This window comes from Streptomyces sp. NPDC057486 (genome assembly GCF_042802415.1).
In the GTDB taxonomy this organism is placed as follows: domain Bacteria; phylum Actinomycetota; class Actinomycetes; order Streptomycetales; family Streptomycetaceae; genus Streptomyces; species Streptomyces yanii.
Map to the genome: position 1 here is coordinate 68581 of NZ_JBHVEE010000013.1, position 14694 is coordinate 83274.

Here is a 14694-nt window from a genome sequence, read left to right on the forward strand (position 1 = left end):
GCACCGGTGCCGGCGGCGGCACGCTCGCGCACACACTCGCTCCCTCAAACAAGCAAATTCTGCTGCTCGAACGCGGCGATTTCCTCCCCCGCGAGCTGGCCAACTGGGATCCCGGCTCGGTGTTCGTGGACGGGCGGTACATCTCCCCGGACACCTGGTACGACAGCGATTGCAGGCCGTTCCAGCCGCAGGTGCACTACTTCGTCGGCGGTGCCACCAAGCTGTACGGCGCGGCGCTGTACCGGCTTCGGCCAGAAGACTTCGGGGAGATTCAGCACGCGGACGGCGTGTCCCCGGCCTGGCCGGTCAGCTATCAGGAGTTCGAGCCCTGGTATACGAAGGCCGAGTGGCTGTACCAGGTCCACGGCGTGCACGGCGAGGACCCGGCCGAGGGCAACTGGTCGAAGCAGTACCCACGCCCCCCGGTCAGCCACGAGCCCCGGATCCAGGAGATCTCCAACACGCTGGCGGCGGCCGGCTATCACCCGTTCCATGCGCCCTGCGGCATCCTGCTTGACGAGGCCAACCGCCCTATGAGCACCTGCATCCGGTGCGCGACCTGCGACGGTTACCCGTGCCTTGTGCCGCCTTGGACGCCGTGTACGCGCTCAGTTCCGGCGGTGACAGCCGCACCACGTGCGACGAGATGTTGACGATGGAACCGCCCCCACGCACCCGCCGCCCGGCCTGCTGGTTGACCGCGAACGTACCCCGGACATTGACCCGGTGAACCGCGTCGAAGTCCGCCAGGTCAAGGTCCGCCAGCGCGGCGGACCGGTTGATCCCGGCCGTATGCACGACTACGTCGAGATACTCGAAGCGATCCTCGACGGCGTCGAAAAGAGCAGCTACCGCCTCCTCGTCGGCGACGTCCGCCGCGAATCCCTCACCTTGCCGCCCATGCGCCACGATCTCCCGCACAGTCGCGTCAGCCAGGTCCTTGCTGCCGAAGTACGCTACGGCGACGTCGAACCCTTCCGCTGCCAGCTTCGAGGCGATAACCCGGCCCATGCCGCCGGTCCCTCCAGTCACCAGGGCAGTCCGCGTGCGGCCACCTGCTGCATCTCCTGGAGTCATGAGTCCTCATCTCCCTGCCACCGCTTCGTTGCCCCGGGCCTGACCCCGGTCGACGATCACGGCGTTGTCACCGTCAGGGACGATGCAACGGCTGAGCCCCCCTGTCCTGCCGTCGGCTGCCATTTTTGCGGCACTTGAAGTTCGCGGTCATTTCGCGCGCTCTTTATGCTAGTTGGGTGAGGTTCGGTGTCGCCACCTGGCGTGGGGCACACCGTCAGATCGCGTAGTTGCAAGCACTCCCGACTCGGTGAGTTATGCACAGTGCGAGCCAGAGGGGCGCCCGGCAGTTGTGCTTGCGGGCGACCCTGCGGCACTACGAATCCGATGCCCGGGTGGCGCGCAGGTATGCATCCAAGCAGGGCTTGAAGACTCTGCGCCGGGTGCTGATCGAGGCGACCCAGCGGGCGCCGCCCAGGTGCCCTGACGAGGATCGCTCCATGCCGACGGCCGACCAGGCCAGGAGCACAACCGAAGGAATGACGACAGCCGGCGGGCCGGTCACACCGCACAGCCGACACGCGAGCACCTCATAACGCCGGAGCCACGCCGAGCCTGTCGCTCCTGTCCTCAGGCCCGCCAATGTCGGCTCGCCGGCCCGCAGGTCAGGACATCTACCGCACCGCGGTATCGGGCCCCGCCGGACGCAAGGCCGGGCACGTGTGACTGGGTCACGTATGGGAGGCAACATATGGCGGCTGTTGACCCCGACCGTGCGCCTCCGCAACGGGGCAGGTCCGGGCGGATCACGCCGAGCCTGTTCAGCATTGCGTTCGGGCTGGCCGGACTGGGCCAGGCCTGGCATGCGGCTGGGCCGATCCTCGGGACACCTGGGGCGGTACCGGACGCGCTGTACCTTCTGGCCGCCGGAGTGTGGCTGGTACTTGTTGTCGCATACGCGGTCCAGGGGCCCCGCAGGATGTTGGCTGACCTGCGCGACCCGGTGCAGTCATCGTTTCCGTCCCTGGCTGCGATCACCCCGATGATGCTGGGTGCCGCGCTGGCCACGGCCGCCTACACCGCCGGGCGCATCGTGGTGATGATCTTCCTCGCGATGACGATGGCGCTCGGCGGGTGGCTGACCGGCCAGTGGATCGCCGGTGACCTGGACACCGATGCGCTGCACCCGGGCTATTACCTGCCCGCCACAGCGGGCGGCTTCGTCGGTGCCGCCGCCGCCGCGCACGTCCACCTGCGCACCCTGGCCGAAGCGTCCTTCGGCATCGGGATCCTCAGTTGGCTGTTGGTCGGTTCCCTCCTGATGAACCGCCTGTTCGTCCGCCCCATGCTGCCGCAGTCGCTGGTGCCGACGCTGGCGATCGAGTCCACCCCGCCTGCCATAGCAGGGGTGGCGTACTTCGCGCTCACCGGCGTGACCATCGACTTCGCCGCCGCCGCACTCGGCGGGTTCGCGGCCCTCATGGCGCTCGCCCAACTCCGCCTCGTCCCGCTGTATGCCAGGCTCCGGTTCTCAACGGGCTTCTGGTCCTTCACCTTCGCCTACGCCGCCGGCGCCACCGACGCGCTGTTGTGGCTCACCGCCACCGAACCCCCCGGTGCCACCGTGTACGCCGTCGTGGTGATTGTCCTGATCACCGCCCTGATCGCCGGCATCGCGGCCCGGACCGTGGTCGCCGCCGTCCGCGGGCAGTTGCTTGCTCCGCCGCCCCCGGCTTGGGGGCCGCAGGCAACCGCTCGCGGGGGCGATAGGCGTTGCGGTGATTGACTCGCGACTCGCTCGTCGCCGACCTGCCCATATTCCGCGTTGCAGAGGGCGTACTCCGACAGCATCTCGACAGTCCGGCCACGCCAGTGCGGGCCCAGGGACCCGGCACCTGGTTTCCGGCGTGCTCGGCCGCTGGCCGCGGTCCGCGTGTCCTACTCCGAACGCATCAGCTGCACGAGAACTTCTGCCTCGCTGTGCTCGAGGTCCTTCGTCGCGGTCAGCAACGTCACAGGCCCGGTCCGGGCCTCGTCACGCAGGTGATGCAACGCCTCGGCCCGGTCCGGTTCTGTCAACTCGGTCTCGTAGCGGCGCTTGAACTCGGCGAACTTGGCGGGCTGATGGCCGTACCAACGGCGCAGCTCATTGGACGGAGCCACCGCCTTGAGCCACTCGTCCAGGTGGGCCTTTTCTTTGGACAGGCCGCGAGGCCATAGTCGGTCCACCAATACGCGTGTGCCGTCGGACGGTCCGGCCTGCTCATAGACGCGGCGCGCGTGTACATCTTGCATGGCACCGTCACCCCTTCTCGAGTCACGGACGTCCGCACCGCCCGCCGACTCGGCCTGCCGTGTCGTACGGTTCTCATACATTATTTCCTTAAGTCAATTGGATCGCTTCTCCAGTCGGCACGTCGGGCGCCACTATCGATCAGCATGCTGCTTCAACCAGGTCACCCCCATCAAGGCACTGGAGGGCGAAAGTGGAGGGCGGCGACGGCCGCGCCTTCGTGCGGGTCGCGACTTCCTTGGACAGGCGCCTGGCCAGCCGTAATCTTGAAACGAACGGGAATGGTGAAGCAATTCACTGTCGGCGACCACGTCAGATGGAGCTCCGAAGCCGGATACGTTGAAGCCGTTATCATCAAAAGACACACGTACGACATGGAGTGCAATGGCTACGTGCATCACCGCACTGAAAGCGATCCACAACATGGAATCAAGAGCGAAAAAAGCTAGCAACATCGCCATGCACGATGAAGATGCACTGACGAAACCCTAGCGAGAAATCCGGAGAGCAGCGTTGCCGGTGCACTCCCGACCCGCATTCGGGATGCCACACGGCCGGTTCGACAACCCGGGATGAGCGATTCAACAACTTGAGCGGGGCGACAGGATGACGAACCGTATCTGCACGGTGGGGCATTCGACACGTGAATTCGATGAAATTCTGACGATGTTGCAGAACAACAAGATCACCCACTTGGTCGACGTTCGCTCGTTCCCATCGTCGAGGAAATTTCCGCAATGGAACCGGACTGCGATAATCGACGCACTCCCTCCCGATATCGAGTATCGATGGATCTCACAATTGGGTGGCAGACGACACACCCCTAAGGGCGTGTCGAGCGTGAACGGCGCGTGGCGGGTGAAAGCATTCCGCGATTACGCCGACTACATGGACAGCGATGAATTCAAGGAGGGCCTGAACGAGTTGCTTGAGCTGGCTGAACACGGCCGGCCGGCGATCATGTGCAGTGAAGCGGTGCGATGGCGCTGCCATCGTCGATTGATCACTGACGCGTTGATCGTCGCGGGAGCGGAGGTTGTGGACGTCATGTCGACCACGACGGTGAAGCAGGCAACCCTGCACGAGTACGCGCATGTTCAGGACGGACGCCTCATCTACCCGCCTCGGGCCTGATGCCGACATGAACATCATCGAGGATGTCCGTGAAGCGGTCATCGCCATCCCAGCTGGTGCCGTCGCCTCCTACGACGACATCGGCAAGAGAATCGGTGCGGGCCCACGACAGGTGGGTCGGGCGATGAGCCTGCTCAACGACAGCGTGCCATGGTGGCGTGTCGTCTACGCCGACGGAAGACCCGCCTCGTGCCACGACGGACGGGCACCGGGGCTACTCAACGATGAGGGGACACCGATGTTGGGTGCGCGGGTGGACATGAAGCGTGCGCGGCACCGATGGGCGCGTTGACGATGCTTGCATCAAATCGACGTTTCCCTGGGCAGGCCGGTTCGGTGCTGTTGGTCGAATACGGTCCACAAGATCGGCCTTGACCGGGCCATATCCTCATGGTCCGGTCGCTCACGCCGACGTGCGACGGCAAGCCGTGGATCCGTCGTGGCCCGTCACCACAGGATGCGTCGGAGCAGCGGGCGCTCGGGGTTCCTGCTCACTCCATCGGTCACGGCTGGGTTCACACACTCGACGACGGCCCGCCCGGCATCATGCCGATCACCCCGGTTTGAGTACCGGCCGGTACGGGGACGCGTCGAGTGCCCATCCGCAGAAATGCGCACCGCACCCGCTTGCGCATCGGGCGATCGTCGACGGAACGTCAAGACAGCGGCGCGGCACGGGTCGATGGTGTCGGCCACGATCGGGAACGGAATGGCACGAGGCGGACCGGCGACCAGGAAGCCGAGACGGGGATGAAGGCGTGGCTGCGCTGTCCGCAAACCCGCGGCCGAGCACCGTAGTGAGGCGGCCTACCTCGGCGCGGAGCTGACCGATGACCTACGCAATGTGCCCAGACCCCCGCGCACCGTCTCCGCCCACCTGCACCAGCTCTTCCCAAGCTGGTTGTGACTCCCCTGCCGCACTGCGTGACGTACCTCTCGATTAGTTCCATTGCCACTTCGTGATCGCGCCTGTGGCGTCAGTCGTACGGCTGCCGTATCAGGAGGAGCCGTCCCGCCCGCCGCGCAGGCCTTCGCTGGTGGCGAAGTAGAAGACCGGGAGGAGAACGAACACCGCAATCGCCAGCAATGGTGCGATGAACACTCCAAGAAGCCCGGCGACGGTGTAGGCGAGGGCTCCAGCCCACGAGCGAAGCTGTCCGTGCCGTACGTACGTGTCCTCTACGTCAGGGTCCATCAGCTCGGGTCGCCGGGCGAGCTGGCCGTAGAAGGCCACCCAGCTCAGGCACATCGCTGCGGCAAGGCCGGCGTAGAGAGCAACGGCCACCCGCGCGTCGGAGTCCGCAAGGTCGGTCTGCAGTGCGTCCGCGACCACCCCTGTGGGGAAGGACAGCGCCGCCGTGGTGAGCAGGAGAAACAGGTTGGCAGCATGTAGTCCGCGGTCCATGGCCCTGATGCGGACGAAGGCCTGGTGGTGATTGAGCCAGATCACCGCAACATAGCCGAATGACGCCAGGTAGCCGAGGTAGGCAGGCCACTGAGCCAGCAAAGCCCGGCCAAGGCCGCCCGGTTCGTGCGGCGGACCAGCGAGGTTGAGGACCAGAAGCGTGACGGCAATGGCAAACACACCGTCACTGAAGGCTTCGGCCCGTGTGGTCTCGGAACGAGAGAACTTGCGAGGGTAGGTACGGGACAAGGTGGCTCCTGAAGTTCTTGACTCGTGTCCGATACGGGCGATTTCCGCGCCGCACCAGCTGCCGCTTGCAGCAGTGACAAATCACAAGTATCGGTGCCTTCTCCTTCACCACGTCCGCCGAGAGGCGTGCTGTGCGCTCCCGGACAAGAAGAGGGCGCTGGCGGAGAAGTCAGGCTCTCCGCCCGCTCGTGCCCCTCTCAGAGCGGGTCTGGTGCACGCCGCTCGCTCCTACTGCTGAAGCTCCGTGACGTCGGCAACCACACACCTGACGTTGTCGGGGCCGCCGGAGCCGTTGGCAAGGGCGATGAGTTCGCGGACCGCCTGCTCAGGCTCACCGATCTCTGAGAGCACCCGGCGGATCTCCCTGGTCGACACGACGGTGGACAGGCCGTCGGAGCAGAGCAGTTACCGGTCTCCCTGCTGTGCGTCGTGGAGGCGCATGTCGGGGATGGCGTCGGCTCCCTGGCCCAGAGCCCGTATCAGCAGCGACCGCTGGGGGTGTGTGCTCGGCTGGAATACCCCCATGAACTGCGCGTGCTGCGCCAACTGGTCGTCGATCAGGCGCCTCGGACCGCGGTCACGGATACCGACGCACCCGACCCGCCAACTCTGCGCACCGGCTCGGATAGCCGCTCACCGGGCAGGCACGCGGTCCTCGACGTCCTGCCACACCTCTCCCGCACCGGTCGGCAACGGGCCACTGGGGTGGTACGCGGTGACAACGGCACCCCTGAGCGGCGCGGGTCCGGTGGGCCGGCCCCGGTTCCGCGTTTAATGCGCCGGACGATCGAGACGCCGGGCTCGGAGGACGCTGACGGCTCGGGTCTCCGAGCCATGCTCGACATCGCTCGAAGGGAGATTGCAATGAGCAGCGCAACAACCTTGCCGACACCGTCCGGTCCCTATCTGGACGCAGGGCTGCTGCCCGCCGACTTCTACTCGCACGAGGAACTGCTGTCGGACGGGGAGCGGGAGAAGATCGAGTCCGTCCGCGAGTTTCTCCGCACGCAGGCCGGCCCGATCGTCGACGACTACTGGGCCCGGGCCGAATTCCCCTTCCAGTTGGTCGAGGGCTTCGGGAGGCTCGGTCTGGTGGGCTGGGCCGACCCCGCCTCCCCGGAGTCCAGGCCGAGCAACCTCTTCGCGGGCTTCATCGCGCTGGAGTTCGGGCACGCCGACGCGTCCTTGGCAACGTTCTTCGGTGTGCACACGGGTCTGGCCATCGGCTCCATCCTCACCTGCGGCTCCGAAGGCCATCTCGCGCTGGGGCTCACCCGTTGCGTAGGCGGCGGTATGCACCTTCTTGGCCGCCTCGATCGCGTCGTCGAGGCCCGCGTCGTCCAGTTCGCGGAGCCGGCCCTTGGTGAGGGCGACCGCGCCGGGCGGGAGTGCGGCGAGCCGGGCCGCCTCGGCCAGCGCTTCCGCCTTGACCTCGTCCTGTGCGACGAGTCGGGTGAGGAGACCGAGCCGCTCGGCCTCGGTGCCGTCGACGAGGCGGCCGCCGAGCGCGAACTCTGCGGTCTTCGCCCGGCCGAGGATGCCCCGCATGGCCCAGATCCCGGTGATACTGGGGATGCCCGACAGCACCTCCGGCTGCCCCATCCGGACGGCGGCGTGGCCGATGCGGAAGTCGGCGAGCAGGGCGAACTGGAAACCCGAGCCCGCTGCCACACCGTTGACGGCGGCGACGACCGGTTTGTCCAGGCCGCGTACGGCGCGGAAGAGGCGGCCGAAGTCGTCGATCCATGCCTCGGCGGCCGCGTGGTCGTCGGGATCGATCGCGGCGGTCTCGGCCAGGTCCTGACCGGCGCAGAACGCGCGCCCGGCGCCGGTGAGAACGACCGCGCGACAGCGCTCGTCGTCCCCCAGCGCGTCGAGCGCCGCGACCAGTCGGCTCCGCATCCCGCCGGTCCAGGCGTTGAGCTTGTCGGGACGGTTGAGAGTGACCTCGGCAACGTAGGCATCGGCGGCTGTGTCCGTCACCGGGTGGTGGGTGACGACGACGGTGCTGTTCTCGGTCATGACGGCATGCCTTTCTCGCGAGGGGCAGGGGAAGAAGGCGGTGGGGCCACCGGGGAGCCGGAGTTACGGGCGGATGTCCGCGAGCGGGCTTCCCGTGAGCAGTCATGCAAACAGGGAGGGATGTGATCCGGCCAACACCAATTGGGACTGGCGGTGATATCGGAGCGATATGGTCCGCTCATGGAGCTCCGTCACATGCGCTACTTCGCCGTCCTTGCCGAGGAACTGCATTTCGGCCGGGCGGCGGAACGTCTGCACATGGCCCAGCCGCCGCTGTCGCAGCGCATCCGCGACCTGGAGCGCGAACTCGGGGTGCGGCTGTTCGACCGGACGCGGCACCGCGTCCAGCTGACCGAGGCCGGGGCGCTGCTCCTGGAGCATGTGCGGCCGGTACTCGCGGGGGTGGACACCGCGCGGGAGGCGATGCGCAGAATTCGTCCCGGCGAGGCAGGTGTGCTGCGCGTCGGCGTACCGCCCGACACCGGTCCGACAGTGCTGCGGACCCTCACCGCCGGTTTCGCCGACCGGGTGCCCGATGTACTGATCGACCTCCATGAACTCACCACCGACGAACAACTGGCCCGGCTGCGCGAGGGTGAGCTGGATGCCGGGGTGGTACGGCACCCGTCGGACACGGTGGGCCTGGAATCGGGACCTGTGGCGCGGCGCGAACTGGGCGTCGTGCTGCGGGCGGACCATGCCGCGGCGGCCGGCGGCGGCACAGTCCGGCTGAGGGACCTCGACGGGGCACCACTGGTCATCTTCCCGCGCGCGATGGCGCCGCGCCTCTACGACCACATGCTCACCATCTGCCGGGACGAGGGTTTCCTGCCCGGATCGATCAGGCACGCGCGCAATCCCAACTTCGTGCACGGGCTGGTGCTCGCGGGGCGCGGCATCCACCTCAACGAGGCCCCGGCGACACCGCTCATCGACGGGCTTGTGTGGCGGCCGCTGGAGAGGGACACACTCGCGTGGCTGACCTCGGTGGTGTGGGTGCCGAGCCGGCACAACGAGGCGATCGCCTCGTTCGCCGAAGCAGTCTCGGAGAGCCTCGCCGAGGCCGGCCACCACATCGCGGACACGGCCTCGGGCGGATGACACACCGCGACGGCTGCCCGGCCGGCGTGGGCTGGGTGCGCCACCGCACACGTGGCGGCAGACCGGGCAGCGGGCGCCCCGTCGGCAGACACCCGATCGCGTCTCCCGCCGGATGCCGTCGCCGTCGCTTCTCTCTCGGGGGAGGAGCCGGGGTACGAGCGCGTCCGCCGCCCACCGCTCCCGGTGCCGAGCAGCGGGGCGCGTCGGCCGATTGAGGGGGCACGCGACGCCCCGTTCCCGTTCGGGTCCTCATCCGCAGGGGTTCGGGGACCCGTACGGATTTCGATGGTCAGGCATGAATAGCTTCATCATCTTCCATTCACCCGGGCGCGACTGCCAGCATCGGCGCACCGCCACCCCGTGAGGGAGAAATCCGATGAATCGTCCCCGTTCTCTGCGCTGTCTGGCAGCCCTGGCCGTGGTGGCTCTCGCGGCCACCGCATGTGGACGCTCCGACCAGGGCGACGCCCCGTCCGGCAGTTCCTCGCAGGCCGCCACCGGGCGGACCGCAGCCGAACTGCTCCCCGCGCAGTACCGGCAGAAGGGTGTGCTGCGGGTGGCCACCGCGGTGGGATATCCGCCGATGGAGATGTACGAGCCCGGGACCACCCGGCTGACAGGTGTCGACCCCGACCTGGCCAAGGCCATCGCCGAGCGGCTGAAGCTGAAGCTCGAACTCACCAACGCCGCCTTCGACGGGCTCATCCCCGGTCTGGGGTCCGGACGCTTCGACCTGGTCATGTCGTCCATGACAGACAGTGCCCAGCGGCGCCAGGCGGTCGATTTCGTCGACTACTTCCGTACCGGCGGCGTCATCATGACGAAGAACGGCAACCCGCAGGGCATCAAGTCCCTCACGGACCTGTGCGGAAAGACCGTCGTTCTCGCCAAGGGCAGCTCGAACCTCCAGATCGGCGAGGAGCAGAACGCCAAGTGCAAGCAGAAGATGCGGATCTCGCAGAGCGAGGACGCGCCGACCGGGCTGCTGCAACTGGACAGCGGCCGCGCGGTCGCGACCATCGTCGACTATCCCGTTGCCAGGACGTTCACAAAGAAGAGCAGCGCGTACGAGGTTCTGCCGACGCAGTACGGCACCGCCCCCTGGGGCATCGCGTCCGCGAAGAGCCAGGGCGGACTGCGTGACGCCGTCCGAAAGGCCCTGCAGGAGCTGATCGACAACGGCGGCTACCGGAAGATCCTCGACACCTGGGGAGTCGGCGACAGCGCGGTGCCCGAGGCCACCGTCAACGACGGGCAGTGAGTGCGGACATGACCGACCGGAAGATGCCGGGCGCCGCCCTCGGTGCGGCGCCGGCAGCCCCCACCACCGTTGTGGCACCGGAGGACGACCTCTCCCTCCAGGTGACCCGGCGCCCCCGTCCCGGACGCTGGCTGGCGGTCCTCGCCGCCGCGCTGTTCGCGGTGTGGCTCGCCTACACCGTCATCGTCAATCCCAACCTGCACTGGGACATCGTCGCCAAGTACCAGTTCGACGGCGTGATCCTCAAGGGACTCGGGGTGACCATTCAGCTCACGCTCGTCTCGATGGCTCTCGGCATCGTCATCGGGGTACTCCTCGCGGTGATGCAGCTCTCCGACAGTCCGGTTCTGCGTCTCACCGCCGGTGCCTACACCTGGTTCTTCCGGGGCACCCCGCTCCTGGTACAGCTCATCTTCTGGTTCAACCTGGCCCTGTTGTTCCCGGTGATCAGCATCGGTGTCCCGTTCGACGGCCCGAAACTCGTCAGCTGGCAGTCCAACCAGGTCATCACCGGCTTCGTGGCGGCCCTGCTCGGACTCTCCATCAACGAGGGGGCCTATATGGCCGAGATCGTTCGGGCGGGCATTCAGAGCGTGGACCCCGGCCAGCGCGAGGCGGGTGCGTCCATCGGCATGTCGAATCGTCAGATCCTGTCCCGCATCATCCTTCCGCAGGCCATGAGGGTCATCATCCCGCCGTTCGGCAACCAGTTCATCTCCATGCTCAAAACGACCTCGCTGGTCTCCGTCATCGCGGGCGCCGATCTGATGACCGTCTCCCAGCACCTCTACCTCGCCAATTTCGAGGTGGTGGCGCTGCTGCTGGTGGCTTCCCTCTGGTACCTGGTGCTCACCACGCTCGCCAGCATCGGCCAGCATGCCGTCGAACGCCGCTACAGCCCGGGCGCTCCCCCGCCGCTGCGGCGCAGGGTCCTGACGAATCTCGTACCCGGGCGTGACAGGAAGGAGGCGGCGGCATGAACGAGGTGATCCTCAGGGCCCGTGGGGTCCGTAAGCGATTCGGTGACACCGAGGTGTTGAGAGGCATCGACCTCGATGTCCGCAGCGGTGAGGTGCTGTGCGTCATAGGCCCGTCCGGGTCCGGGAAGTCGACGCTGCTGCGCTGCTTCAATCACCTTGAGCAGATCGACGCGGGGCGGGTGTGGATGGACGGTGAGCTGATCGGCTACGAGCAGCACGGCCCGTCCGGGCGCGTCCTGCGCGAGCGGCGCCCCCGTGACATCCGACGCCAGCGCGAGCGGATCGGCATGGTGTTCCAGCGGTTCCACCTGTTCCCGCACCGCACAGCGACGCAGAACGTGATGGAGGGGCCCCTCGCCGTCAAGGGTCTCTCCCGTGCGCAGGCCGAGAAGCAGGCCCGGGAGCTGCTGGACCAAGTCGGTCTTGCGGACCGGGCGGGCCACTACCCGGGGCAGCTGTCCGGTGGGCAGCAGCAGCGTGTGGCGATCGCCCGTGCACTGGCCATGGAGCCGGCACTCATGCTCTTCGACGAACCCACCTCCGCTCTCGATCCCGAACTCGTCGGTGAGGTGCTGGGCGTCATGCGCGACCTGGCCCGCAGCGGTATGACGATGGTCGTGGTCACCCACGAGATGGGCTTCGCCCGCGAGGTCGCCGACCGTGTCCTGTTCATGGATCAGGGTGCCGTCGTCGAAGCCGGGAGCCCGAAGCTTCTGTTCACCGACCCGCGGCACGAGCGCACGCGTGCCTTCCTGTCGACGGTGCTGTGATGAGCCGCCGTGTGGATCTGTTGCTGCGCGGCGGCACACTGGTCGACGGAACCGGCGCGCCCGCCAGGAACGCGGACATCGCGGTGGTGGACGGACGGGTCGCCGTGCTTCCCGCGGGCACCCCGGCCGCGGCGACCGAGACGCTGCATGTGACCGGCCAGGTCATCGCGCCCGGCTTCATCGATGTGCACACGCACTCCGACGCCCTCGCGGCGCCGTTCGGCGCCGACGGCACCGCGGAGCCGGTCGACGACCTTCGCCTCGCACCACTGCTCCAGGGCGTCACCACGGAGATCTGCGGAAACTGCGGGACGAGCCTGTTCCCCTCGCTGCCGGAACGGCTGCCTTCACTCACCGACCATCTCAGGGTGACGTTCGGGCTCGGAGGTGTCCGGCCCGCAGTGGACTTCGACTCATTCGCCGCCGGACAGGATCCTGCCCTGCGCCGCACCCACATCGCCTCGCTCGTCGGCCACGGCACGCTGCGCGCCGGGGTAATGGGATTCGAGGCCCGCCCGCCCCGGCCCGACGAGCTGGACACCATGTGTGCGCTGCTCGACCGGGCGCTCAGCCGGGGTGCGGCCGGCCTGTCCACCGGGCTGATCTACCCGCCCGGCATCTACGCCGACACCGAGGAGATCGTCGCGCTGGCCACAGTCGCCGCGCGTCACGGCAAGCCGTACGTCACCCATCTGCGCGACGAGATGTCACAGGTGGAGACCGCCCTGGAAGAAGCCCTGGAGATCGCGGTGCGCTCCGGCGCCCCGCTGCAGATCTCCCACCACAAAACCGCGGGCCGGTACGCCTGGGGCGCCACGCTGCGCACCCTGCCCCGGCTGGAACAGGCCCGATCCGAAGGGGTTGACGTGCTGTGCGACGTCTACCCGTACACCGCGGGCAGCACCGTCCTGCATGCCATGCTGCCACCATGGACGAGCGAGGGCGGTGTCGGCGCCCTGTTGGAACGACTGCGCCGAACCGATGCGCGCGACCGGATCCGGACGGACATCGCTCAGGGCGTCGAGGGGTGGGAGAACACCGTGGGCAACGGTGGCTGGGACCTCATCACCGTGGCCGCCGCGCAGGCGCACCCTGAGGCCGAGGGCCGCACCATCGCCGACCTCGCCGCCGGGAGCGGCGTCCACCCGGTCGACTACGCGTGCGACCTGCTGCTGGCCGAGCAGGGTGAGGTGACCATCATCAGTCACTCCATGCGCGAGGACGACGTGCGGCGGGTGCTCGCCAGCCCGCTGTCGATGATCGGCTCGGACGGCGTCCCCAAACCCGGTCGCCCGCACCCTCGTTGGGCGGGAAGTTTCGCCCGCGTACTCGGCCACTACGGTCGCGACCAGCAGCTGATCCCGCTGGAGGACGCAGTGCACAAGATGACCGGTCTGCCGGCCCGGCGGTTCGGGCTCACCGGCCGCGGTGTGGTCCGCGACGGCGCCCTCGCCGATCTGGTCGTCCTCGACCCGGCGTCGGTGCGTGACACCGCCACCTTCGACCGACCGCTGCTGGCGCCCGAAGGCATCGATACCGTCGTGGTGGCGGGACAGGTCGCGGTGAGGGGCGGTTGCCCGACCGCGGCGCGGGCGGGGGAAGTGGTGAGGATCCGATGAGTCTGGCCCAAGTGGCCGCGGCGGTGCGGCGTTCGGCCGCGCTACCGCTCACCCTGGCCGTCGCCGCCGTCGACATCGACGGCGGCGAGACGGCGGGGGCCGACGAGTGCACCGTGCTGCCGGTCGCGTCCGCCTCGAAGCTGCTGCTGCTCGCCGAGGTCTCGCGCCGGCTGGACACGGGGGAACTGGTCGCCGACCGGCCCGTCGAGGTCCTCGACGAGGACATGGCGGCCGGGAGCGGGGTGCTGCGCCGGATGAGCAGGCGCGGCTGGACCGTCGAGGATCTGGCCTGGCTGACCGCTTCGGTCAGCGACAACACCGCCACCAACGCGCTGCTCCGCCTGGTGGGGCGCGAGTCCACGGCCCGGCTGGCGGAGGAACTCGGGCTCGACCGCCTCACGCTGCACGACAAGGTCCGTGACATCCGGGGCCCTGATGTGCCGCCCGTCTTCGCCACGGGCACCGCACGGGGCCTGGCACGGCTGGTGACTCATGCGATGCGCGGCACGATGATCTCCCCGGCAGCCTCCGCACGGCTCCTGCAATGGATGCGCGCCAACACCGACCACGGCCTGGTCCCCGCCCTGGTGGACCACGACCCGTACGCCCCCGGCTTCCCGAATCCCCTGCCCGACGGGCTTCTGGTGGCGAACAAGACCGGCACCGACACCGGGGTCCGCGCCGATGCCGGAGTCATCGTCGGTGCGCGCCGGTTGGCGTACGCGGTGGTGGCACACTGGGACCCGGTGCTGGGCCCCGGCACGGAGCGGGCCGCAGTGCATGCCGTCCGGGACGTCGGCCGCACCCTCGCGGCGTGTGCCCGACGCCGCGCGGGCGAATGAGCGC

12 protein-coding genes and 3 pseudogenes are annotated in these 14694 nt (G+C 68.1%); 10 read left to right on the forward strand and 5 right to left on the reverse strand.

The genetic code is table 11. The features are described 5' to 3' along the window. Window positions 1–531: 531 nt before the first annotated feature. Window positions 532–1077 (reverse strand): SDR family NAD(P)-dependent oxidoreductase, encoded by a 546-nt coding sequence (locus ACFU6I_RS09420; RefSeq protein ID WP_384363377.1) that lies wholly within the window; start codon window positions 1075–1077, stop codon window positions 532–534. A 688-nt stretch (window positions 1078–1765) separates the two neighbouring features. Between ACFU6I_RS09420 and ACFU6I_RS09425 the strand changes: the two genes are divergently transcribed. Further along, window positions 1766–2800 carry a TDT family transporter gene (locus ACFU6I_RS09425; RefSeq protein ID WP_384363379.1) on the forward strand — a complete coding sequence of 345 codons (1035 nt, stop codon included), beginning with the start codon at window positions 1766–1768 and terminating at the stop codon, window positions 2798–2800. A 152-nt stretch (window positions 2801–2952) separates the two neighbouring features. Here the strand turns inward: ACFU6I_RS09425 and ACFU6I_RS09430 are convergent, their stop codons facing one another. Then, window positions 2953–3309 (reverse strand): DUF488 domain-containing protein, encoded by a 357-nt coding sequence (locus tag ACFU6I_RS09430; protein ID WP_384363381.1) that lies wholly within the window; start codon window positions 3307–3309, stop codon window positions 2953–2955. A 604-nt stretch (window positions 3310–3913) separates the two neighbouring features. On the opposite strand from ACFU6I_RS09430, the gene ACFU6I_RS09435 reads away from it, so the two are divergent. Both ACFU6I_RS09435 and ACFU6I_RS09440 read left to right on the forward strand, forming a co-directional pair. After that, on the forward strand, window positions 3914–4441 hold the full coding sequence (locus tag ACFU6I_RS09435; protein ID WP_384363383.1) for a DUF488 family protein: 528 nt from the start codon (window positions 3914–3916) through the stop codon (window positions 4439–4441). Window positions 4442–4448: 7 nt separating this feature from the next. Then, window positions 4449–4733: an MGMT family protein gene (locus tag ACFU6I_RS09440; RefSeq protein ID WP_384363385.1), complete on the forward strand. Its 285-nt coding sequence runs from the start codon at window positions 4449–4451 to the stop codon at window positions 4731–4733. Window positions 4734–5438: 705 nt separating this feature from the next. On the opposite strand, the gene ACFU6I_RS09445 is transcribed toward ACFU6I_RS09440, so the two are convergent. Both ACFU6I_RS09445 and ACFU6I_RS09450 read right to left on the reverse strand, forming a co-directional pair. Continuing rightward, complete coding sequence (locus ACFU6I_RS09445; protein ID WP_384363387.1) at window positions 5439–6095, reverse strand: TMEM175 family protein; 657 nt, start codon at window positions 6093–6095, stop codon at window positions 5439–5441. A 228-nt stretch (window positions 6096–6323) separates the two neighbouring features. Then, window positions 6324–6599, reverse strand: a pseudogene (locus tag ACFU6I_RS09450) (PP2C family protein-serine/threonine phosphatase); the annotation flags it as partial. 360 nt (window positions 6600–6959) lie between these two features. On the opposite strand from ACFU6I_RS09450, the pseudogene ACFU6I_RS09455 reads away from it, so the two are divergent. Next, window positions 6960–7286: pseudogene (locus ACFU6I_RS09455) on the forward strand (acyl-CoA dehydrogenase family protein); the annotation flags it as partial. A gap of 96 nt (window positions 7287–7382) precedes the next feature. Here the strand turns inward: ACFU6I_RS09455 and ACFU6I_RS09460 are convergent. Further along, a pseudogene (locus tag ACFU6I_RS09460) lies at window positions 7383–8117 on the reverse strand (enoyl-CoA hydratase/isomerase family protein); the annotation flags it as partial. 180 nt (window positions 8118–8297) lie between these two features. On the opposite strand from ACFU6I_RS09460, the gene ACFU6I_RS09465 reads away from it, so the two are divergent. The 6 genes from ACFU6I_RS09465 (at window position 8298) to ACFU6I_RS09490 (ending at window position 14690) form a co-directional block, all read left to right on the forward strand. Then, on the forward strand, window positions 8298–9218 hold the full coding sequence (locus tag ACFU6I_RS09465; protein WP_384363389.1) for a LysR family transcriptional regulator: 921 nt from the start codon (window positions 8298–8300) through the stop codon (window positions 9216–9218). Window positions 9219–9594: 376 nt separating this feature from the next. Further along, window positions 9595–10479 (forward strand): ABC transporter substrate-binding protein, encoded by an 885-nt coding sequence (locus ACFU6I_RS09470; RefSeq protein WP_384363391.1) that lies wholly within the window; start codon window positions 9595–9597, stop codon window positions 10477–10479. Between the two features lie 8 nt (window positions 10480–10487). Next, window positions 10488–11459: an amino acid ABC transporter permease gene (locus ACFU6I_RS09475; protein WP_384363393.1), complete on the forward strand. Its 972-nt coding sequence runs from the start codon at window positions 10488–10490 to the stop codon at window positions 11457–11459. Next, on the forward strand, window positions 11456–12229 hold the full coding sequence (locus ACFU6I_RS09480) for an amino acid ABC transporter ATP-binding protein (RefSeq protein ID WP_384363395.1): 774 nt from the start codon (window positions 11456–11458) through the stop codon (window positions 12227–12229). Before ACFU6I_RS09475 ends, ACFU6I_RS09480 begins: the two co-directional genes overlap by 4 nt. Next, window positions 12229–13848 carry an amidohydrolase family protein gene (locus tag ACFU6I_RS09485; protein WP_384363397.1) on the forward strand — a complete coding sequence of 540 codons (1620 nt, stop codon included), beginning with the start codon at window positions 12229–12231 and terminating at the stop codon, window positions 13846–13848. The genes ACFU6I_RS09480 and ACFU6I_RS09485 overlap by 1 nt, the downstream gene beginning before the upstream one ends. Beyond that, window positions 13845–14690: a serine hydrolase gene (locus ACFU6I_RS09490; protein ID WP_384363399.1), complete on the forward strand. Its 846-nt coding sequence runs from the start codon at window positions 13845–13847 to the stop codon at window positions 14688–14690. The genes ACFU6I_RS09485 and ACFU6I_RS09490 overlap by 4 nt, the downstream gene beginning before the upstream one ends. The last annotated feature ends 4 nt before the right edge of the window (window positions 14691–14694 follow it).